This is a genomic window from Myceligenerans indicum (assembly GCF_016742955.1).
Taxonomy (GTDB): Bacteria; Actinomycetota; Actinomycetes; order Actinomycetales; family Cellulomonadaceae; genus Myceligenerans; species Myceligenerans indicum.
In genome coordinates, this window is record NZ_JABBYC010000044.1 from 1 (window position 1) to 21,299 (window position 21,299).

General features: G+C 71.1%; 21 protein-coding genes and 1 tRNA gene. 10 read left to right on the top strand and 12 right to left on the bottom strand.

The window, feature by feature from the left end; genetic code table 11:
* Nucleotides 1–131: 131 nt before the first annotated feature.
* The 3 genes from HGK34_RS17695 to sp36 all read right to left on the bottom strand — a co-directional run bounded on the left by HGK34_RS17695 (nt 132) and on the right by sp36 (nt 931).
* Nucleotides 132–205: transfer RNA gene (locus tag HGK34_RS17695), tRNA-Pro, on the bottom strand.
* Nucleotides 206–308: 103 nt separating this feature from the next.
* A complete protein-coding gene (locus tag HGK34_RS17700) occupies nt 309–770 on the bottom strand; it encodes a RidA family protein (RefSeq protein ID WP_201849844.1) in 462 nt (153 codons plus the stop codon).
* A complete protein-coding gene (gene sp36 / locus HGK34_RS17705; protein ID WP_170176929.1) occupies nt 767–931 on the bottom strand; it encodes a Sp36 family protein in 165 nt (54 codons plus the stop codon). The genes HGK34_RS17700 and sp36 overlap by 4 nt, the downstream gene beginning before the upstream one ends.
* A gap of 109 nt (nt 932–1,040) precedes the next feature.
* On the opposite strand from sp36, the gene HGK34_RS17710 reads away from it, so the two are divergent.
* The 4 genes from HGK34_RS17710 to HGK34_RS17725 all read left to right on the top strand — a co-directional run bounded on the left by HGK34_RS17710 (nt 1,041) and on the right by HGK34_RS17725 (nt 7,295).
* Nucleotides 1,041–3,392 (top strand): transglycosylase domain-containing protein, encoded by a 2,352-nt coding sequence (locus HGK34_RS17710; protein ID WP_201849846.1) that lies wholly within the window; start codon nt 1,041–1,043, stop codon nt 3,390–3,392.
* Between the two features lie 3 nt (nt 3,393–3,395).
* Nucleotides 3,396–4,394 (top strand): metallophosphoesterase, encoded by a 999-nt coding sequence (locus tag HGK34_RS17715; RefSeq protein ID WP_201849848.1) that lies wholly within the window; start codon nt 3,396–3,398, stop codon nt 4,392–4,394.
* Between the two features lie 502 nt (nt 4,395–4,896).
* Nucleotides 4,897–6,219, top strand: coding sequence for a glycosyltransferase family 2 protein (locus HGK34_RS17720; protein WP_244666897.1), 1,323 nt, complete (start codon nt 4,897–4,899; stop codon nt 6,217–6,219).
* A 332-nt stretch (nt 6,220–6,551) separates the two neighbouring features.
* Entirely contained in the window at nt 6,552–7,295 is a 744-nt protein-coding gene (locus HGK34_RS17725) for a response regulator transcription factor (protein WP_201849850.1), read from the top strand.
* A gap of 73 nt (nt 7,296–7,368) precedes the next feature.
* Here HGK34_RS17725 and HGK34_RS17730 read toward each other — a convergent pair whose 3' ends face one another.
* The 4 genes from HGK34_RS17730 to HGK34_RS17745 all read right to left on the bottom strand — a co-directional run bounded on the left by HGK34_RS17730 (nt 7,369) and on the right by HGK34_RS17745 (nt 11,855).
* Entirely contained in the window at nt 7,369–8,046 is a 678-nt protein-coding gene (locus HGK34_RS17730) for a Crp/Fnr family transcriptional regulator (protein ID WP_307816059.1), read from the bottom strand.
* A 164-nt stretch (nt 8,047–8,210) separates the two neighbouring features.
* Nucleotides 8,211–9,332, bottom strand: coding sequence for a bifunctional 2-methylcitrate synthase/citrate synthase (locus HGK34_RS17735; protein WP_201849852.1), 1,122 nt, complete (start codon nt 9,330–9,332; stop codon nt 8,211–8,213).
* Nucleotides 9,333–9,372: 40 nt separating this feature from the next.
* Complete coding sequence (prpB, locus tag HGK34_RS17740) at nt 9,373–10,296, bottom strand: methylisocitrate lyase (RefSeq protein WP_201849854.1); 924 nt, start codon at nt 10,294–10,296, stop codon at nt 9,373–9,375.
* Entirely contained in the window at nt 10,296–11,855 is a 1,560-nt protein-coding gene (locus HGK34_RS17745; protein WP_201849856.1) for an MmgE/PrpD family protein, read from the bottom strand. Before HGK34_RS17745 ends, prpB begins: the two co-directional genes overlap by 1 nt.
* A 174-nt stretch (nt 11,856–12,029) precedes the next feature.
* On the opposite strand from HGK34_RS17745, the gene nth reads away from it, so the two are divergent.
* On the top strand, nt 12,030–12,770 hold the full coding sequence (gene nth / locus HGK34_RS17750) for an endonuclease III (RefSeq protein WP_307816061.1): 741 nt from the start codon (nt 12,030–12,032) through the stop codon (nt 12,768–12,770).
* Between the two features lie 24 nt (nt 12,771–12,794).
* On the opposite strand, the gene HGK34_RS17755 is transcribed toward nth, so the two are convergent.
* Both HGK34_RS17755 and HGK34_RS17760 read right to left on the bottom strand, forming a co-directional pair.
* The gene (locus HGK34_RS17755) at nt 12,795–13,763 is read right to left on the bottom strand and encodes an alpha/beta fold hydrolase (RefSeq protein ID WP_307816063.1); all 969 of its coding nucleotides are present in this window, start codon (nt 13,761–13,763) and stop codon (nt 12,795–12,797) included.
* Nucleotides 13,764–13,863: 100 nt separating this feature from the next.
* On the bottom strand, nt 13,864–14,721 hold the full coding sequence (locus HGK34_RS17760; RefSeq protein WP_372433153.1) for a winged helix-turn-helix transcriptional regulator: 858 nt from the start codon (nt 14,719–14,721) through the stop codon (nt 13,864–13,866).
* Between the two features lie 239 nt (nt 14,722–14,960).
* On the opposite strand from HGK34_RS17760, the gene HGK34_RS17765 reads away from it, so the two are divergent.
* A complete protein-coding gene (locus HGK34_RS17765; protein ID WP_201849858.1) occupies nt 14,961–15,701 on the top strand; it encodes a hypothetical protein in 741 nt (246 codons plus the stop codon).
* 16 nt (nt 15,702–15,717) lie between these two features.
* Here HGK34_RS17765 and HGK34_RS17770 read toward each other — a convergent pair whose 3' ends face one another.
* From HGK34_RS17770 to HGK34_RS17780, 3 genes are all read right to left on the bottom strand, one after another.
* Entirely contained in the window at nt 15,718–16,839 is a 1,122-nt protein-coding gene (locus HGK34_RS17770) for an FUSC family protein (RefSeq protein ID WP_244666898.1), read from the bottom strand.
* A 19-nt stretch (nt 16,840–16,858) separates the two neighbouring features.
* Entirely contained in the window at nt 16,859–18,013 is a 1,155-nt protein-coding gene (gene ygfZ / locus HGK34_RS17775; protein WP_201849860.1) for a CAF17-like 4Fe-4S cluster assembly/insertion protein YgfZ, read from the bottom strand.
* A 118-nt stretch (nt 18,014–18,131) separates the two neighbouring features.
* On the bottom strand, nt 18,132–18,692 hold the full coding sequence (locus tag HGK34_RS17780) for a heme-binding beta-barrel domain-containing protein (RefSeq protein ID WP_201849862.1): 561 nt from the start codon (nt 18,690–18,692) through the stop codon (nt 18,132–18,134).
* Nucleotides 18,693–18,826: 134 nt separating this feature from the next.
* Between HGK34_RS17780 and HGK34_RS17785 the strand changes: the two genes are divergently transcribed.
* From HGK34_RS17785 to dtd, 4 genes are all read left to right on the top strand, one after another.
* On the top strand, nt 18,827–19,198 hold the full coding sequence (locus HGK34_RS17785; RefSeq protein WP_201849864.1) for a DsrE family protein: 372 nt from the start codon (nt 18,827–18,829) through the stop codon (nt 19,196–19,198).
* A 129-nt stretch (nt 19,199–19,327) separates the two neighbouring features.
* Nucleotides 19,328–19,654: a DUF2516 family protein gene (locus tag HGK34_RS17790; protein ID WP_201849866.1), complete on the top strand. Its 327-nt coding sequence runs from the start codon at nt 19,328–19,330 to the stop codon at nt 19,652–19,654.
* A gap of 20 nt (nt 19,655–19,674) precedes the next feature.
* Nucleotides 19,675–20,721, top strand: coding sequence for an asparaginase (locus tag HGK34_RS17795; RefSeq protein ID WP_307816064.1), 1,047 nt, complete (start codon nt 19,675–19,677; stop codon nt 20,719–20,721).
* Between the two features lie 72 nt (nt 20,722–20,793).
* Nucleotides 20,794–21,219 (top strand): D-aminoacyl-tRNA deacylase, encoded by a 426-nt coding sequence (dtd, locus tag HGK34_RS17800; RefSeq protein WP_201849869.1) that lies wholly within the window; start codon nt 20,794–20,796, stop codon nt 21,217–21,219.
* The last annotated feature ends 80 nt before the right edge of the window (nt 21,220–21,299 follow it).

Below are 21,299 nucleotides of genomic sequence, written 5' to 3' on the forward strand. Positions count from 1 at the left end.
TCCTCCGAGAACTCACCATCGACCTCACCCGCGACTACCAGCCACGCGGCAACCCACCCCGCACATGACAAATGGCCTGAACCCACAAACGTGGGTTCAGGCCATTCCGATGTCCTGCGACATCACAAAGGTCGGGGTGACAGGATTTGAACCTGCGACCTCCTCGTCCCGAACGAGGCGCGCTACCAAGCTGCGCCACACCCCGGATTGCTCACCGTGAGCCCTCAGGCCCCGGAAGCCTGCTCAGCATAGCCGACGCGAGGGCCAGGCACGAAACCGAAATAGCGGTGAGCCGGATCACGCCTCCGTCAGGCGAGTTCGACCACGATCTCGACCTCGACCGGGGCGTCCAGGGGAAGGACGGCGACACCGACGGCGGAGCGTGCGTGGGGGTCGCCGAAGATCTCGCCCAGGACGTTGCTGGCGCCGTTGATCACGGCGGGCTGCGCGGTGAACGACGGGTCGCTCGCGACGAAGCCGACCACCTTCACCACGCGTGCCACGGAGTCGAGGCTGCCGGTGAGCGACCGGACGGCGGCCAGGGCGTTCAGGGCGCACGTGCGGGCCAGGTCCGCGGCCCGCGCGGGATCGACGAGACCTTCGCCCTCGCCGACCTTGCCGGTCGCGAGGAGGGCGCCGTCGGCCATCGGGAGCTGGCCGGAGGTGTACACGTACTGCCCCGTGCGGACCGCGGGGACGTACGAGGCGACCGGCGGAACGACGTCGGGCAGCTCGATGCCGAGATCGGTGAGCCGCTGCTCCGCGCTCACTGCTCGCCCGTCGGGCGCTTGAGGTAGGCGACGAGCCCGGTGCCGTCGGGACCGGGAACGACCTGGACGAGCTCCCAGCCGTCCGAGCCCCACTGGTCGAGGACGGCCTTGGTGTTGTGGATCAGGAGGGGGATCGTCGAGTACTCCCACGTGGTTGCCATGGGGCCGATGGTAGCCCGGCGTGAGGGCGGGCACCGTACACACGACCCCCACACCACACGGGTCCCTGTTCAGCGTGTGATCGCAGCCTCGCCCACTACCCTGGGGACCATGTCGCCGGCCCACCCCCTGAGCTCCGAGCCGCGGCGGATCACGCGCAAGATCCCCGCCACGCAGCTGATAGCCCTGCTTCTCGCCTTCGTCCTCACCGCCGGTGCCGGCGGGCTCATCGGAGCCGGGATGCTCATCCCGCTCGCTGCGGGGACCGACACGACGGTGGACGCCGGCATGGAGCTGTTCAACGAAGTGCCCGACGAGCTGGAGCTGACGCCGCTGTCCGAGCAGTCGCGCATCTTCGCGAGCGACGGGAAGACGCTGCTGGCCCGGGTCTACGAGCAGAACCGCATCGTGGTGCCGCTCAAGAAGATCTCGACGGACATGCAGCACGCGGCCATCGCGATCGAGGACGAGCGCTTCTACGAGCACAACGGCGTGGACCCGCAGGGCATCGCCCGCGCTGCCGTGAGCAACGCCTCCGGTGCCGCCCAGCAGGGTGCGTCGACGCTGACGCAGCAGTACGTGAAGAACTCGCTCATCGAGGAGGCCCTCAAGGAGGGCGACCCGTTCGGCATCCTCGATGCCCGGGAGGACTCGGTCCAGCGCAAGATCCGCGAGGCGAAGCTCTCGATCGCCATCGAGAAGAAGATGAGCAAGGACGAGATCCTCGAGGGGTACCTGAACGTCGCGCAGTTCGGCGTCAGCATCTACGGGGTCCAGGTGGCCGCGCAGCGCTACTTCAACAAGGACGCGGCTGACCTGAACGTCGTGGAGGCCGCGACGATCGCCGGGATCACCAAGGAGCCGAGCCGGTTCGACCCGCTGTCGAACCCGGAGACCAACGAGGAACGCCGCAACATCGTCCTGAACAAGATGTGGGGTCTCGGGTACATCTCCGACAAGGAGTACCAGGAGGCGAAGGTGATTCCGGTCGAGGACACGCTCAAGCCGCGCAAGCTGCAGCTCGGCTGCGAGGAAGCGCCCGCCGGATCGGCGTTCTTCTGCGACTACGTGATCAAGGAGTTCCTGCAGAGCAAGGAGTTCGGCGAGACGCGGGAGGACCGGTACAAGCTTCTCTACCAAGGCGGGGTCGACATCGTGACGACCCTCGACATCAAGAAGCAGAAGGCCGCCGCCAAGAACATCGTCGAGGTGGTTCCGACAGATGACCCGAGCGGTCTGGACGCGGCGATCACCTCGGTGGAGCCGGGGACCGGAAAGATCCTCGCCATGGCGCAGAACAAGCCGTACGACGCGTCAGGGGACCCCAAGCCGCTGCACACGGCCCTGAACTTCTCGGCGGACTATCTCCACGGTGGCTCCAAGGGGTTCCAGCCGGGATCGAACTTCAAGCCGTTCGTGCTCACGGAGTGGTTGCGGAGCGGGCACCACCTGAACGACGTGCTTCCTGCCACCGCGGTCACCCTGCCCCAGTCCTCGTTCTCGGGAGGGTGCGAGAACTCCTCGCTCTCGGGTGCGGACTGGTCGGTGCAGAACGCGGAGAACGCGTCGAGCAGCTCGATGACGGTCGCGCAGGGTACCTACCAGTCGGTGAACACCGTGTACGCACGCATGTCCCAGCGGATGAATCTCTGCGGCGTCCGCCAGGCGGCCTACGACGCCGGCTACCGCCCGTCGCAGCAGCAGGACGGTACGCCGATCGAGGGTGAGGCCCGTCCGGTGGACATCTTCGTCAACCCCGCCATGACGCTGGGCACCCAGGAGACGACGCCCCTCTACCAGGCGGCGGCCTACTCGACGTTCGCTGCGAGGGGGGTGTACTGCAGGCCGATCGCCGTGCTGTCGGTGAAGACGCGTCGTGGTGAGGAGCTGGACGTGCCCAAGGCGGGCTGCAAGCAGACGCTCGAGCCGAATGTGGCGAACACGGTCGCGTACGCCATGACCAAGGTCTTCACGGGCAAGCCGTGGGGGACGGGATTCTGGGTCAAGGACCGGTTCGCCGCGACTCGTCCGGTGGCGGGAAAGACCGGAACCACGCAGAAGGGGTTCCAGAGCTGGTTCACCGGATACACCCCGAACCTCTCCACGTCCGTGTGGGTCGGAGAGGCACGGGGGAACGTGCAGCACTTCGGGATCATGGTCAACGGTGGCAAGTACAACTACGAGAAGCCCGGTCAGCCGTACTCCGTGCTGTACGGCAGCTCGCTCGCCCTTCCCGCCTGGGACCTGTACATGTCGGAGGCCACGGCCGACCTGGCGCCGCTGGACTTCCCCGGCCCGGACCCGAGCCTGGTCGGCAGGGCTCCCACGCCGCCCAAGCCTGCGGACGACGGCGGCGACACCGGTGAGGGCGGCGGTGACAACGGCGGATCCGGTGACACCACACCGGCCGGTGACGCCGGTGGTGGCGCCGACAACGGTGGTGGCACCGGGTCGGACGGCTGACCGGTGGCCGCACGCACCGCGCTGACCGCCCTCGCGGCCGTCGGCGCAGCAGGCGCCGCAGGTCTCGCCTACGCACATCTTGAGTCGAAGCTGTTCACGGTGCGCCGCTGCACGGTCCCGGTGCTGCCGCCCGGGCAGCCTCCCGTCCGGGTGCTGCACCTCAGCGACCTGCACCTCACCCCGTCGCAGCACACCAAGCAGGACTGGGTGCGCTCACTCGCGGGCCTTGCGCCGGACGTCGTGGTCAACACCGGCGACAACTTCGGCCACCTGCGGGCACTCGCGCCGCTGCTGGACGTGCTGGGGCCGCTCATGGAGGTGCCGGGTGCGTTCGTGATGGGCTCGAACGACTACTTCGCGCCCACGTTCAAGAGCCCGGCGCGCTACCTGCTGCCCGACGCCCGTGTTCAACGCGACGATCTCGTGCCGCTCCCCACGGAGTCACTGGCGAAGGCGTTCCGCGAGGCCGGCTGGGCGGACCTGACGAACCGTCGCGACACGATCACGCTGCGCGACGGCCGGGAGCTCGATCTGGTGGGCATGGACGATCCGCACCTGGACCGCGACGTCATGCCGGAGCCGCGAGCGGCGGGCCCGATCTCCGCCGACGCCGACGCCTCACGTTCGCGTGGTGCGACCGGCTCGGACGGCGTCCGTGGTGAGCGGGACACCCTGCTTCGCCTCGGAGTGGTGCACGCGCCATATCTGCGCGTACTCAACCAGCTCCGGGCCGACGGCGCGGACCTGATCCTCGCCGGGCACACCCACGGCGGCCAGCTCTGCCTTCCGGGTATCGGCGCGCTCGTCACGAACTGCGACCTGGACCGCGGACGCGCCTCTGGCCTGCACGGCTGGCCGGGCCCGCGCCCGGACGAGCCAGGTGGTGAGGACTCGACCTGGCTCCAGGTGTCCGCCGGTGCCGGAACGTCCCCGTACTGGCAGCTCCGCTTCGCCTGCCGACCGGAGGCCACGCTCCTCACCCTCACCGCCAGGGCGGCGTGACCCTAGGCCTGCGAGACGCGAGGGCCTCGGCGAGGCCGTAGCTGCCGAAGGCGGTCACGACTGGCGTCGTGATCTCCGCGAACGGCGCCGTAAGACATGCGCGCCGTAGGACATGCGCGCAGTCGGCGCTGCCCTGGCACAGCCCGCCTGGCACAACTCGCCTGGCACAACTCGCCTGGCACAGCTCGCCCGGCACGCCTCGGAGCCTGCGGGCCCGTCGGGCCAGGCGGCGAGAGAACACGGGGCGGGTTCCCGCTCGCCTGCCGCTCTGATCACCCGCCGGGCGGGTGCGGTGTCGATGCGTTCCCTGGTCGTGGAAGACGGTTCTGAAAAGCCCGGACGAGAGCCGGGTAAACCTGCTCCACGGGTTTTCTGAAATGCCTCAACAACCTCAAGAGCCTCAAGGGAAACCTTGAGCCGTTCTTGAGGATCTTCGGCTGGGCGTTGAGTTCTGGATCGCAGGCTGGAATCAGCCATTCAGATACTCACGAGAGGCATCGCCATGGCGGAGATCCAACGCTCCTGCGAGCTGAGCAGGTGCCAAGGCGTTCTTGACGAGCCGTACGGACTCGCGCGTTCTTCCGACCACTCGGAAATACATTCGTGGTCATTCGGCCCCGGGCGTTCGGAAAGCCGCTCGGTGAATGCCGTCATGCCTTACTCGAGTGCCATTCTGCAGGCTCCCGCCCGCAGCGAGGGAATTTCCGGCGAATACGGTGGCTCGCACGACGCGGCCGTGATCGCGGAACCCTCGCCGGAGCATTCGGTCCATGGCCGCGTCGTGGTCCTGATCCCCGCGCACAACGAGTCGGAGGGGATCACCGAGACCGTCACGGCACTGAGCCGCCAGACCCGGCCGCCCGACGAGGTACTCGTTGTCTCGGACAACTCGACGGACGACACGGTCGAGCTCGCGAAGCGCGCCGGCGCCAACGTCACCGAAACGGTCGGGAACAGCCACAAGAAGGCCGGAGCGCTCAACCAGGCCCTGTCCACGGTGCTTCCTCGGCTCCAGGAAGATGACTTCGTGCTGGTGCAGGACGCGGACAGCGTGCTGGACCCCGAGTTCATCGAGAGCGCACTCTCTCACCTCGCTGCCGACGACCGGCTCGGGGCGGCCGGAGGGGTGTTCCGCGGCCAGGACGGCGGAGGATTCGTCGGTCATCTGCAGCGCAACGAGTATGCGCGATACGCGCGCGACGTACGGCGCCTCAAGGGGAAGTGTCTGGTCGTCACCGGCACGGCGGCCGTGTTTCGCGCCTCGACGCTGCGGGACGTGCAGACGGCGAGGCTGTCGGGTGAGATCCCCGCCGGGGACGGGCGCGGCGGCATCTACGACACGACGGTGCTGACGGAGGACAACGAGATCTCGTTCGCGTTGATGCACCTCGGCTACAAGATCCTGTCGCCCAAGGGCTGCACGCTGACCACCGAAGTGATGCCGACCTGGCGGGAGCTCTGGAACCAGCGGCTCCGCTGGAAGCGAGGCGCGATCGAGAACTGCGTCCAGTACGGCCTGACGCGTGTCACCGCGCCCTACTGGGGCCGGCAACTGCTGACCATGGTGGGAATCCTGGTGACCCTGGCCTATCTGGGGACAATCATTTGGTCCCTCGCAGCGTATGGATCACTGCACATCCACCCGTTCTGGCTGGCGCTGACCGGAGTTTTCGCCCTGGAGCGCATTATCACTCTGCGGGACCGAGGACCGGTCAGGCAGATGATCGCAGGAACGCTCTACGAACTGCCGTTCGACATGTTTCTTCAGGTATGTCATGGGAAGGCGTATCTGGACTCTGTGATGAACCGAGAGAGGAGATGGTGACAATGTACAACGGAGCAGCACTGGGCACGCTTGGAGGTGGAGGTGCAGCAGCCCTGGCCTCTACCGGTCCCGAGAACCTGCTGTGGATCGGACTGGCGTCATTCGCGCTGGTCGCAGCCGGAGTAGCCGTACGACGGATCATTCCTCGCAGGGAAGCGTGATCTCCGCGCACCGGAAGGGTGCTTGTCACCGTCATCATCGTGGCAAGCACCCTTCCGTGTGGCATCGTGGTCGAAGGCCGAGCGCATGACGTCGCCTCATCTCCCTGTGGACAACGCCGTGGGCACCGTCTTGGGACGGCGGCGCGGCGCTGTCGTTGCTACGTTCGACAGATGGACGAGACCGGTGATCGAGGTGTTGCGGTCGTCGTGGAGGATGACGACGACATCCGCGCACTCATCGAGTTCACGCTGCGACAGGCCGGGTTCACCGTCCATCCCGCGACCACCGGTGCGCAGGGAGTGGCACTGGTCAGGGCCCATGAGCCCATCGTGACGACCGTCGACGTCGCCCTGCCCGACATCGACGGGTTCGAGGTCGTGCGGCGGCTGCGGACCTTCTCCGACACCGTCGTGGTCATGCTCACCGGCCGGGTCGCCGAACCCGACACGCTCATGGGTCTTGAGGTGGGCGCCGACGAGTACGTCACCAAGCCGTTCCGGCCGCGCGAGCTCCGCGCGCGCGTCGACGCGCTCCTGCGCCGTGCCGGCCGGTCCACGACGTCGGCTCCGGAACCGTCGAACGGTCCCGCGTCCGGGGCGTCCAACGGGGAGCTCGAGGTCGACACCGCACGCCGCACGGTCCGGCTGGGCGGCGAGCTCGTCCAGCTCACGCGCACGGAGTTCGAGCTCCTCGCCGCCCTCCACGACGCGCACGGGCGGACGGTGGCCAAGGGTGATCTCGCGGCCCTGCTCTGGCCGGACCAGTACCGCTACGGAGGCCGGGTCTCGGAGGCGGATCACCGTACGGTCGAGGTGCACGTGGCCAACGTCCGGCGCAAGCTCGGCGACAGCCCGGCGAGCCCTCGCTTCATCCACACGGTCCGGGGGCTGGGGTACAGGTTCGAGGGCGCGTGAGAAGGAGCCCGCCGACGACAATGGCCCGGACCGTTCAGGTCCGGGCCATCGGGTGCAATCGGCGGGAGACGTCTCAGCGCGCGCGCCGCTCCAGCCGGTCCATGTCCAGCAGCACGACGGCGCGTCCCTCGCGGCGGACCCAGCCGCGGGTGGCGAAGTCCGCCAGGGCCTTGTTCACCGTCTCGCGTGAGGCGCCGACGAGCTGGGCCAGCTCCTCCTGCGTGAGGTCGTGAGCCACGCGCACGCCGTCGTCGTTCGGCTCGCCGAAACGGGTCGACAGGTCCAGCAGCGCCTTGGCCACGCGGCCTGGCACGTCGGAGAAGACCAGGTCCGCCAGGGTCTCGTTGGTGCGGCGCAGGCGCCGCGCGAGCGCGCCGAGCAGCTGCATCGAGACGGTCGGGTGCTCGCCGATCCACTTCACCAGCGCGTCGTGGCGCAGTTCGTAGACCAGGGCGTCCGACACGGACGACGCCGACGCCGTGCGCGGGCCCGGGTCGAAGAGCGACAGCTCCCCGAACATCTCGCCCGGGCCAAGGATCGACAACAGGTTCTCGCGGCCGTCGGCGGAGCGGCGGCCGAGCTTGATCTTGCCCGAGGCGATGACATAGAGCCGGTCTCCGGGCTCGCCCTCCCGGAAGAGAACGTCGCCACGGACCAGGTCCACCGGGACCATCGACTCGAAGAGCGCGCGCGACTCACCGCTCTCCATGTCCGCGAACAGGGGTGCTGAGAGTACGACCTCGTCGTCCACCAGTGATGTCCTCACTCGTCGGGGACCAGGAGCCTGCGCGCGTGGTGATCACCGGCGCGGCATCCTGCGGTCCGTGGGTTGTTCCAGTACCCAGTGTGCCGCACGATCCGCGAAAACACCTCGATCGAGGTGCTTTCCGCGGCGTGGCGCGGCACACGACAGGGTCAGGGGACCTGACGTTCCTCGGGTCCGTTGTACTCGCACACCGGACGGATCAGGGCATTCGCTGCCCGCTGCTCCATGATGTGCGCGGTCCAGCCGGTGATGCGCGACGCCACGAACAGCGGTGTGAAGATGTTCGTGTCGAAGCCCATCAGGTGGTAGGCCGGGCCGGCCGGGTAGTCCAGGTTCGGCTTGATGTTCTTGCGTTCGGCCATCGCCTGCTCGAGGGTGTCGTACAGGTCGAGCACCTCATGCTTGCCGTAGTGCTCCACCATGTCGCCGAGCACCGCGCGCATGGTCGGCACGCGCGAGTCGCCGTGCTTGTACACACGGTGGCCGAAGCCCATGATCTTCCGCTTCGACGCGAGGGCGTCCTCCAGCCACGCCACGGCCTTGTCGGCCGTCCCGATCTCGTCGAACGTTTCCTGCACGGCCTCGTTCGCGCCGCCGTGCAGCGGGCCCTTGAGCGCCCCGATCGCGCCGGTCACGGCCGAGTGCAGGTCCGAGAGCGTCGAGGTGATGACACGTGCCGTGAACGTCGAGGCGTTGAACGAGTGCTCCGCGTACAGCACCATCGACGCCTCGAACGCCTTGACGACGGCCGGCTCGGGCTCCTCGCCGAACGCCATCCACAGGAAGTTCGCCGAGTAGCCGAGGTCGTCGCGCGGCGGCACGATCTCCTGGCCGCGCCGGCGGCGCTGGTCCAGCGCCACGACGGACGGCATGACCGCCCACAGCCGCAGCGCCTTGCCGAGCTCGGCCTCCACGGAGGAATCCTCGGCCTGTGGATCGTGGGCACCGAGGATCGACACCGCCGTGCGGCACACGTCCATGGGATGGCAGTCGTCGGGCAGTTCCAGGATCGCCGCCCTGATGTTCTCCGGCAGGGCACGGGCCGCGCGCTCTGCCGTCGTCTGCTCGTCGAGCTGCGACGACGTCGGCAGGTCGCCGTGCCACAGCAGGTAGGCGACCTCCTCGAAGCTCACGCGCGCAGCCAGGTCCTGCACGGGATACCCGCGGTAGAGCAGGGAGTTCGTCTCTGGGTTGACCTTGGAGATCGCGCTGTGGTCGGCGACCACGCCGGCCAGGCCCTTGCGGATCTCGCTGGTGGGGGTTGCGGTCATGCTGTCACTCCTTCGTGAGGTGCTGGTGGGGGAGAGCGGTTCAGTGCTGGTGGTTCTGTCCCGGCTCGTAGGTGAACACCGCCGAGTCGAAGTGGTTGTAGCCGGCGTAGTCGACGAGCTCGTACAGCCGGGCCCGGGTCTGCATGTCGCCGACGACGGCGTCCTGCGTGCCGTCCACGGTCAGCGTGTCCAGGGCGCGCTCGGCCGCGCCCATCGCCATCCGCAGGAGCGTCACCGGGTAGATCACGATGCGCGCCCCGGCATCGCCCAGCTGCTGCACGGTGAACAGCTCGGACTTGCCGAACTCGGTCATGTTCGCGAGCACCGGCACGTCCAGGGCCGAGGCCACGGCCTCGAACTCGGACAGGTCCCTCATGGCCTCGGGGAAGATCGCGTCCGCGCCGGCGTCGGCCAGGGCCTTGGCCCGGTCGATCGCGAGACGCAGCCCGCGCTCGCCCGGCTCGGTGCCGCGCACGTCGGTGCGCGCCATGATGAGGAAGTCCGGGTCGCGACGGCCGTCGACGGCCGCTCGCACCCGGCGCACGGCCTCACCGAGCTCCACGACCTCCTTGCCGTCCAGGTGCCCGCAGCGCTTGGGGTTCACCTGGTCCTCCAGGTGCATGCCGGCGACACCGGCGTCCTCCATCGTCTGCACGGTGCGGGCGACGTTCATCGGCTCGCCGAACCCTGTGTCGGCGTCCACCAGCGTGGGCAGGTCGGTGACCCGCGCGATCTGGCCCGCGCGGCCGGACACCTCCGACAGGGTGGTCAGCCCGATGTCCGGCAGCCCGAGGTCCGCCGACAGGACGGCGCCCGAGACGTACACGCCGTCGAACCCCTTGTCCTCGATCAGGCGCGCGGACAACGGATTGAACGCGCCGGGGAATCGCAGGATCTCACCCGAGGTGAGCGCCTCGCGGAAGGCCCGGCGCTTGGCCGCCGGCGTCTCGCGGCTGAAGAGCATCAGCGCGCCTCCGCTCCGGCGGCGGCCGGCACGCCGGCCATGTCGAACAGCCCGCGCGGCGACTCCACGCCCTCCAGGAGCCCCGGGCGCGCGACGATCGTCAGCTCCCGGACCTCGGCCGGCGTGAGCTCCGGCAGACGCTCGGCCAGATCGAGGAAGCGCGTGATCTCCGCGTCCTCCAGGACGCCCTCGGCCAGGGTGCGGAACTTGGCCACGTAGTTCTCCCGGGCGAACGGCCGGGCGCCGAGCGGATGCGCGTCGGCGACGGCGATCTCCCGGACGATCTTCTCCCCCGAGGCCGTGGTGATCTCCACGCGGCCGCCGAACGCCTTCTCGGCGGGGTCCGTCGAGTGGTAGCGGCGCGTCCAGGCCGGGTCCTCGGTGGTGGTGACCTTGCGCCACAGCTCGACCGTGTCGGGACGCTGTGCCCGCGCCGGTGCGTACGAGTCCACGTGGTGCCAGCCGCCGTCCTGCAGCGCGACCGTGAAGATGTACGGCACGGAGTGGTCGAGCGTCTCGCGGGAGGCGGTCGGATCGTACTTCTGCGGGTCGTTCGCGCCCGAGCCGATGACGTAGTGGGTGTGATGGCTCGTGTGCAGCACGATGCTCTCGATGTTCGCCGGGTCGCGCAGGTCCGGCCGTTCGGTGCCCAGGGCGCGCGCCAGGTCGATGATCGCCTGCGCCTGGTACTCGGCCGAGTGTTCCTTGGTGTACGTGTCCAGGATGCCGGTACGCGGCTCGCCCGCGCCGGGCAGCACGACGTCGTACGCCGCGTCCGGGCCGTCCAGCAGCCACGCGACCACGCCGTCCTCGCCCTCGTAGATCGGCTCGGGGGAGGTCTGGCCGCGCATCGCGCGGTCGATCGCCTCGACCGCGAGCTTGCCCGCGAACGCCGGCGCGTGCGCCTTCCACGTGGAGATCTGACCCTTGCGGGACTGACGGGTGGCCGTCGTGGTGTGCAGCGCCTGGCCGATCGCCTGGAACACCGTCTCCGTGTCGAGACCGAGCATCGTGCCGATACCGGCCGCCGCGCTCGGCCCGAGGTGGGCGACGTGGTCGATCTTGTGCTTGTGCAGGCTGATCGCCCGCACCAGGTCCACCTGGATCTCGTAGCCGGTGACGATCCCCCGCAGCAGAGCGGCACCGTCCGCGCCCGCATGCTGGCCGGCAGCGAGGATCGGCGGGATGTTGTCGCCCGGATGGGAGTACTCGGCGGCCAGGAACGTGTCGTGGAAGTCGAGCTCCCGCACGGCGACGCCGTTCGCCCAGGCAGCCCACTCGGGGCTGAAGGTCCGGTCCGTGGGAAGGCCGAACACGGTCGCACCCGGCGTGTACGGGTGAGCCACCGCCTGCGCGCGGGACGCGACGCCCGGCGGGCGGGTCAGGCTGGCCGCCGCGACCGACGCGTTGTCGATGACGCGGTTGACGACCATGTCCGTGACCTCGGGCGTGGGCGCGACCTGGTCGGTCGCCAGCTGCGCGAGCTTCCACGCGAGCTGGTCCGTGCGCTCGAGGTTCTCCGCACTCTTGTAGACGCGGAGGTGATGGGTGTACGGCATTCTGTGCTCTCCCGATGCAATCCCGATACGACGTCGTAGCGTCGTCCAGCCTATGCCGTGAATCTGACGTGATGGTTCCTGCAACCCCACGGAACTTTGCGCGAACTTCGCCTGCGCGGATCCACGGCCCCGCTGCCGTACGCGCGGGGCAGGGCGGTCGGTAGTCTGGCGTGCGTGGCGTCGTCGGACACCGCCGCCCTGCCGGAGACCACGCCGACCGGGGAGAGCCGGCTCGCGCTCGTGCGCCGTGCCCGGCGGATCGACCGGGTGCTGGCCGACACCTACCCCCAGGCGCGTGCCGAGCTGGACTTCACCACGCCCCTCGAACTGCTCGTCGCGACCGTGCTGAGCGCCCAGACCACGGACGTGCGGGTGAACGCCACCACGCCCGCCCTGTTCGCGAGGTACCCGGACGCCGCGGCCTACGCGGCGGCGGACCCTGAGGAGCTGGAGGAGATTCTCCGGCCGCTCGGGTTCTTCCGGGCCAAGGCCAAGGCGGTCATGGGGCTCGGCAAGGCGCTCGCGGAACGGTTCGGTGGAGAGGTGCCCGGACGCCTCGCGGACCTCGTGACGCTCCCCGGGGTGGGGCGCAAGACGGCGAACGTCGTGCTGGGCAACGCGTTCGGTGTGCCGGGGATCACCGTCGACACGCACTTCGGGCGGCTCGCGCGGCGCCTCGGGTTCACCGCCGAGGAGGATCCGGTGAAGGTCGAGCACGCGGTGGGCGAGCTGTTCCCGCGCAAGGACTGGGTCATGCTCAGCCACCATCTCGTCTGGCACGGGCGCCGGGTGTGCCACGCGAAACGGCCGGCCTGCGGAGCGTGCCCGGTGGCGCGCTGGTGCCCGTCGTCGGGGACCGGCGAGCAGGACCCGGTCGCCGCGGCCGCCCTCGTGCGGACCTCCGGACCCCGCTGACGCCCGTGCCGCCCCGACGGCGGCTCAGCGCGCCACGAGGCCCAGGGCGTGACGCTCCGCCACCGGGCGGAGCCAGCTCAGCAGGATCTCCGTGACCTCGGCGGGAGCCTCCTCCGGGAGGAAGTGGCCCGCGCCCGCGACGGCGTCGTACCGGAAGTCGCGCGCCAGGCGTGCGGCGTCCAGGTCCGCGCTCTCCGGCCGGACCAGGCCGTCCAGGGACCCGTGGACCTGGAGTGCCGGGACCGTGAGCGGCCGGCGCACCGCGGCGCGGAGCTGGTGTCCCGAGGCGCGCGACGCGGACCTGACCGCCCAGCGCAGGGCCTCCATCGCGGAGTGTGCCGCGAACGGGATGCGCAGGACGTCGCGGTACCTGGCCACGGCTTCCGGAGCGAACGGCACCGCCGCGCCGTGCGCGAGGACCTGGGCGACGAGGGAGCCCCCGGTCAGCGCCCTCTCGGGGAGTGTCGGCAGCTGGTAGAAGGCGAGATGCCGCAGTGCCAGCGGGGTCAGCGCCGCGCGCCCGGAGACCACGACGCGCGCCGGGTGCGGGGCCCCCAGTGCGGCGACCCCCGCGACGACGCGCGGATGAAGGGCGGCCACGCCCCAGGCGAGCACCCCGCCGGTGCCGTGTCCGACCACGATGGCACGTTCCCGGCCCAGCGAGCGCACCACGCCGGCGACGTCGCTCGCACGTGCCAGGACGTCGTAGCCGCCGGGCGGCTTGTCCGAGGCGCCGGAACCGCGCACGTCCATCGCGGCCACGCGGTAGCCGGCCTCGGCCAGCGCGGGGATCTGATGACGCCACGCCCACCAGAACTGCGGGAAGCCGTGCAGGAGCACGACCAGTGGCGCGAGCCGGTCGGCGGGACCCGCGACGGCGACATGGAACCGGGACCCGCCCGAGGCCACCATCTCGTGCCGCCACGGCCCATCGGGCAGCGCGACGGCGATATCGCTCGGGGGAGTGCTCGGAGTCCGGGACGCCACGGTCACGGTTCGAACCTATCCGTTCCGTGGTCGGGCCGCGGGTCGGTCGTGGGGTGAACTTGCCCGGTCGAGAAGAGGTCAGCAGGTGTGGGCGCGTCCCCGGGGCCTACCGCGGGGACCGCGGTGTGCTGCGCGAGGACGTCCGGCGGGACCCGGCCGCGGGCTTCGCGGCCGCCGCACCGGCGTCGCCGGCGGGCTTGGCCTCCTTGGCGTCGGTGGCGGGCTTGTCCGTCTCGGCGGCCTTGTCGCCCGGCGTCGTGTCGTCGGCGTCGTCCGCCTCCGCGGTGCGCTCCTTGGGTGGGTCGAACCGGTAGCCGACGTTGCGGACGGTGCCGATGAGTTGCTCGTGCTCGGGGCCGAGCTTGGCGCGCAGGCGGCGCACGTGGACGTCCACCGTGCGGGTGCCGCCGTAGTAGTCGTAGCCCCAGACCTCCTGGAGGAGCTGCGCGCGGGTGAAGACACGACCGGGGTGCTGGACCAGGTACTTGAGGAGCTCGAACTCCTTGTACGTCAGGTCGATCGGACGGCCGCGCAGGCGTGCGGTGTAGCCGCCGGCATCGATCGCGAGATCACCCGCGGCGATCTCCTGCTGGGACTCCTCCGCGGGACCGCGTGCCGAATGCTCGACGACCAGCCGCAGCCGGGCCTCGACCTCGGCGGGCGAGGCGGACTCCAGCAACAGGTCGTTCGCGCCCCACTCGTGCGTGACGACGGTGAGGCCGCCCTCCGTGAGGACCAGGACCAGCGGGACGGTGAGGCCCGTGGCATGCAGCAGACGACAGGTCGTACGGGCGGCGACCAGGTCGCGGCGCGCGTCAAGCAGAACGACATCGGCATCCGGGGCGTCCACGAGAGCGGACGGTTCCATGGGCAGCACGCGGACCCGATGAGACAGAAGCCCCAGGGCCGGGAGTACATCAGCCGATCCGCCGTTGGCGGGTGTGAGGATCAACAACTCTGCCATCGACGCACCTCCTCTCGCCGGTCAGGCTCTGCGGAAGTCTGCCTTGTTACTTGTTGCGTGCATGTTACACGTCCTTTTCCTGGACACGATCTGCGAGGTCATGACACGTGACCAGGTTGTGAAGCAAGCGTTGCACGCCACACGGCCGGAGCGCGCGGGGCCACGCGGGGTGAAATGGGGTGAGGTTCGGTCCGGGGTGTCCATGCGGTGCGACTCGGCCATCTGGAACACTCTGGGGCGTGTCTGTGTCATCCCGTGCCGTGACGACCGCCGTGCTCGCCGCGGCCGTGGCAGCCGGCGCCTACGTCGAACCCCGCCCGCTCGCCCTCGTGGGGGTCGCCGGCCTGCTGGTGGTCCTGGTCTCCCTCGGCTGGCCCCGGATGCTGCGGCTCCCCGCCCCGGGAGGCTCCCGGCTCGTGGTCCTGCTCGGCGGTCTCGGCGCCGTCGCCACGACCTGGTACACGCCGAGCGAGCCGGTGCTGCGGCACCTGCCGACGATCATCGCGATCGCGTTCGTGCTGGCCTTCCTCGCCGAGATGATGCGGCGCGACGGACGCCGCCGCCTGACCGAGTCCGTGACGGGGACCGTGTCGGGGATCGTCGTCGCCGTGTGCGCCTCGGGCTGGGTCGCCGCGGCACGTACCGACGCCGGTGCGATGCTCGTGGCGACCGCCGCGTTCGCGCTGGCCATCGCCGCCGCGTCGGCGGCCCTGCCCCTCAAGGGGTGGCGCGCGCTCGCGCTGGCGGTCATCGCGGCGGTGGTGACGGGCGGGGGCGTCGCGACCGTGCTCCCCTCCATGGACACGGTCAGCGGTGCCTGGACCGGTGCCGTGGCGGGAGTCGTGGTGGGAGGCCTCCATCTGCTGCTCGAACGCCTGCCCGCCCTGAGCGGGCGGCTTGCCGGCCTGTCGGCGGCGACGGTTCCCGTGACCGTGACCGGCATGTTCGTCTTCGTCGTGGGGCGCCTGGTCATCCTGTGACGGTGCTCCGCCTCGGTTACAGCTCGGGGAGCGCGGCGCGCGCCTTCTCCGGTCCCAGGCCGGTCGCCTCCAGCACGTCCACCAGCGGCGAGCGCAGCAGCATGACCAGTGACTGCACCTGCCAGTCCCCGGAGCCCACGGCGTGGGGATCCGCGATGGCCGCGGTCTCCTCCAGCACCCCTCGCGCACGCAGGCCCGCCCCGCCGCGTCCGACGTCGGACGCGAGCAGCCGCGCACCCGCGGCGAACCGCTCGATCCGGTCCGCCACCGGGTTCAGCTCGTGCGGCTCCTCGGCCGCCACCACGGCGGCGGCACGGCGCGCCAGAACGCGCACGGAGCGCATCGCGCGGTCGGTGAGCACGGCCTGTTCCTCCAGCCGGCCCAGTTCCTCCCGGTGCCGGCGCCCCACGCTCACGCGCGCGAGATCGTGAGCGCTGCGCGCGGCGGTCAGCCACTCCTCGAGCACCGGCTCCGACGCACGCCCGCGGACGAGGGCGGCGCGCGCCTCGGGAGCCTCGTGCTGGCGCATCCCGCGCGCGAGCCCTTCGAGGGTCTCGGCGAGCTCGGTCAGCGCACGCTCGCCGAGGGCGCGTGGCCGGCGCCGGGTATCGCCCGGCACGAGAACCGCGATCAGCAGGGCGACGGCGCCTCCGACCAGCGCGTCCGTCCAGCGCCCGAGAGGCCCGCCGGCCACCGCCGGCAGGCCCACCACGATGATCGCCTGCGCTCCTGCCTGCATCACGAGCAACGGCCCGTTGTCGATGAAGCGTGCCAGCACGGCCGAGATGAACAGCACCACCGTGAGCTGCCACCAGCCGGACCCGATGAGATGCACGATCAGGTCGCCCATGCCGACGCCGACGGCGACCCCCACCGCCATCTCCGCGACCCGGCGCACGTCGCGCTGTGCGGAGAACCCGAGGCAGAGCCAAGCTGCCACGGGCGCGAAGAAGGGGTCCTGGTGACCCAGCAGACGCGTCGCGATCAGGTACGCGAGCCCGGCCGCCACTGCGGCCTGCCCGATCGGCAGGACGCCGGACCGCACGCGCGTCCACCCCTGCTGTGCGCGCGCACGCAGCACCAGGACCCGCAACGCGCGCCGGACCATGGCGTCGGCGGGCCCGGGCAGTGCGCTCAAGACCGCGCCCTTCCTGGCGTCACAGGAGTCCGTCGCCGCCGCGCAGTCCCGGGGTGAGCTGTCCGCGCGCCTCGGGGCGGTCGGCCGACACCCCCTCGCCCGGAACCACCACCTCCTGCGCGGCCGCCACCTCGACCGACGATTCGCCGGCCTCGGAGGTCACCAGCAGCTCCGCGTCCGCGGGCGCACCGCGCTTCAGGACGGCCAGCCCGACGGGGCCGAGCTCGTGGTGCCGCGCGACCGACGTCAGCCTCCCGACGACCTTGCCCGGCGCGTTCTCGCCCTCCGGCCGCAGGCGCACCTCCGCACCGGGTTCCGGGATCACGTGCCCCGACCCGTCGAGGTGCAGGAACGCCAGGCGACGCGGGGGCCGCCCGAGGTTGTGCACGCGGGCGATCGTCTCCTGCCCCCGGTAGCAGCCCTTGGACAGGTGCACGGCGGTCCGCAGCCAGTCGAGCTCGTGCGGGATGGTCCGCTCGTCCACCTCGCGGCCGAGGCGTGGCCGCCATGCCGCGATGCGCAGCGCCTCGGTGGCCCAGGTCCCGGCGAGCCGCCAGCCGGCGGCCTCGCGGGCCGCGACCTCGTCGGCGAGGGAGGCGGCCGGAATCAGCACGAGCCGCCACTGGCGGTCCGCCCCGGGGTGCCGGTCCTCGGGCGGGCCGTAGCGCGTGCCGCCTCCGACCACGTGCGGCCAGGTGTCGTGCCAGGTGACGGGCTCGTCCTCGGCGCCCTCGGCAGCGACGGCCTCGCCGATCGCGACGTAGCGGCCCGTGAGGTCCTCGATCTCGACGCGCATCATGAACTTCATGCGCTCGAGCCATGCCGCGAGATCCGGCGCGGAGGCCCGCTCGGTGATCAGCCAGGTCGCCTCACCGTCGTCGACGACGCCGGCCGCGTGCTCGACGTGCCCCTGAGGAGACAGGACGAACAGCTCGGTGGACTCCCGGGGCCGGAGATGCTCGAGGTCCTGCGAGGTGATCGAGTGCAGCCAGCCGTGCCGGTCCGGTCCGGCCACGCGCACGACGCCCAGATGGGACTGGTCGACGACGCCGCCGCCGCGCTCCAGGGCGCGCTGCTCCGCCACGGGATCGCCGTAGTGCCAGGCCACTCCCTCGTCGGGGCCGGTCGCCGCGACGGCGCCGGCTCGCTGAAGCAGGGGGCTCGTGTAGGTCACGTCGTTCACCTCTTCCACAGCGCCCTGGCGGGGGCGCTCATTCCCGCCGTCGTCGTGTTCGTCGTGCGGTCGTCGACGGATGGTGCCGAAGGGCCCTCCGGAGCGGCCGCGGCAGGCCCTACCGGCGGTCCAGCTCGCCCGAGGCGTAGGAGCGCAACGGTTCCCCGAACGCGGCCAGCTCCTCGACCCACAGCAGGCGGCCGTCCACCAGCCCGTACATGCGCTTCGAGGCGCGCACGTCCGACGACGTCGACGTGCGGGCGATCGCGTCGCTCGCCAGGTCGATCCGCCCGTTGCCCGCGGCGCCGAGGAAGAGCGTCATCCGGCCGGCCGCGTCGGCGACGATCACTTCGAGCGGGTGCCGGTCCTCGCCGAGCCCGTCGGGACGGTCGGTCGAGACGCGCCAGTAGCCGGTCTCGGTGGACCACACGCTTTCCGCCGGGCCGGCGGCGGCCTCACCGTCAGCGGCGGGGTCCGTCACGGGCTCTGCGGACCCGACGCGCAAGGTCGACTCGAAGCGCAGGTACGGGCCGCCGTCGTGGTCGAACGTGAGTTCCTGCGTGAACGCCCTGCGGCCGACCGCGGGGTGATCGATGACACCACTACCGCTCCATGTGCCCACCAGCCAGGCCAGCGGGTACACCTCGGGCGCGAGGCCCTCGGGGAACGCGAAGGGCATCAGCGCTGGCCGGAGAAGAGCTTGTAGACCGTGTACCCGGCGAACCAGGTGATGGTCACTGCGGCGGCCAGGAGGAGGCCGATGAACACGCCTTCGAGGGCCTGGTAGTCATGCATGGTGCGATCCTAGCCGTCATGACCGACACGCACCGGCCGCTCGTGATCAAGACCACCTCCGGCCTGGACCGGCCCGAGACCGCCAACCAGGCCTTCACGGTCGCGGCCGCCGCCGTGGCCGCCGGGGCCGAGGTGAGCCTCTGGCTCGCGGGCGAGGCCTCGTGGCTCGCCCTGCCCGGACGGGCGGCCGAGCTGGAGCTGGAGCATGCCGCCCCGCTGCCGGACCTGCTGGAGGTCGTCCTCGCGGCGGGCACCGTCACCCTCTGCACGCAGTGCGCGGCGCGGCGTGAGATCGGGCCCGGCGACGTGGTGCCGGGGATCCGCGTGGCCGGTGCGCCGGCGTTCGTCGAGGAGATCCTCCGCCCGGACGCGCAGGCGCTCATGTACTGACCGGCGCCCGGGCACTCCTGGCGCCCGGGGACCCCCGACGCCCGGGGACTCCTGACGCCCCGGCACCCGTGGCGCCGGTGCGCCGGCAGGCACTCGGTTCCGCCGCCGTCCTGCCGTAGGCTCAGGGACGTGATCTTCTCCCTCCAAGGACTCGTGACGCTGATCATCGGCTGGGCCGTCCTGATCGCGCTCGTGATCGCGCTCGTCGACGCCGCGCGGCGGCCCGATCAGGGCTACCGGGCCGAGGGCAAGCTCGACAAGACGAAGTGGACGCTCATCCTCGGGTTCGCCGGGGTGGTCGCCCTGCTCGGCGCCCTGGGCATGATCGGGGTCTTCCTCAACCTCGTCGCCGTCATCCCGGCCGCCGTGTACTGGGTGGACGTGCGCCCGCGGCTGCTGCGGTACGGCACCGGCAACGGCCCGCAGCGTCCCGGCGGGGGCAGCGGCGGATGGTGACGCACACCCAGGCGCCGGCCGTGCCCTCAGGCGCCTCGTCCTCGCCCGCCGCCCGTGCGGACGGCCACACCGTCGCCGACGCGGCGGCCCCCCTCGCGCAGGTCGTGCGGGGCGGGCTCGTGGAGTCCGTGCATCTCGGCCATCTGGTCGTGCTCGGCCCGGACGGGGCCGTGCGGCTCGCGGTCGGGGACGCGGACGCGACGATCTGGCCGCGGTCGTCCGTGAAGCCGCTTCAGGCGCTCGCGATGCTGGACCACGGTCTCGACCTGCCGGACTCCCTGCTCGCCCTGGTCGCGGCCAGTCACAACGGCGAACCCTTCCATCGGGCGGGCGTACGGGAGATCCTGCACCGTGCCGGGCTCACCCCGCACGACCTGGGCAACACACCCGACATGCCGCTGCACGCGCCGTCGGCCTTCGCCTGGCAGGTGGCGGACCACATCGAGGAGGGTGATGGTCCCGGCCCGGCGCCGATCGCGCAGAACTGCTCCGGCAAGCACGCCGGCATGCTCGCGACCTGCGTGGCGGCGGGCTGGCCGCGCGAGGGATACCTCGACGTCGACCATCCGCTCCAGGTCGCGATCCGCGAGCGGATCGCACAGCTGACCGGGGTCACGCCGGGCGACGCCACCGTCGACGGCTGTGGCGCGCCCCTGTTCAGCACCACCCTGTCGGGTCTGGCGCGGGCGTTCGGGCGGATCGCCGGCGCGCCCGACGGACCAGAGGGGCGCGTGGCGCGGGCGATGAACGCGCACCCCGAGATGGTCGGTGGCGAGGGGCGCGAGGCGACGCTCGCGATGCGGGCGGTCCCAGGGCTGGTCGCGAAGGACGGCGCCGACGGCGTCTACGGCGCGGGCCTGCCCGACGGCTCGGCCGTCGCGTTCAAGGTGCTCGACGGCGGTTCCCGGCCGCGGCCCGCGATTCTCGTCGCCGCACTCCGGGCGGCAGGCGTCGCCGCGGTCCCGGGCGTCGACCTGACGGCCCTGGACGCCGTGGGCGAGACCCCGATCCTGGGTGGTGGGCACCCGGTGGGGCGCGTGGAGGTCGCCTTCTCCGAGGCCCGGTGATCCGCGGAGGATCCGCGGAGCAGATGGGCTCGGGTGGGGCCGTGGCCGTCCCGGCCTCCTAGGATCGCCCGCATGAGAGCCGTGATCCAGCGCGTGACGCGCGCGAGCGTGACCGTCGGCGGCGAGACCGTCGGGAAGATCGACCGCCCGGGACTGCTGGCACTGGTCGGGGCGACGCACGACGACGGTCCCGACCAGGTCGCCACCATCGCGCGGAAGATCGCCGAACTGCGCGTCCTGCGCGACGAGAGGTCCGCCGCCGACGTCGGCGCGCCGGTCCTCGTGGTCAGCCAGTTCACCTTGTACGGGGACGCGCGCAAGGGCAGGCGCCCCACGTGGAGCGCCGCAGCCCCCGGGCCGGTCGCCGAGCCACTGGTGGACGCCGTCGTCGAGGACCTCCGTTCCCGCGGGCTGGAGGTCGCGACCGGGCAGTTCGGTGCGGACATGGCGGTGGACCTCGTGAACGACGGACCGGTGACGATCCTGCTGGAGGCCTGATCCGCACGTCGGAGCCGGGTTCACCCGGGTGAAATGCCTGAGGTGCATACTTGTTCCCGTCGTGAACAAAATCGGGAGGC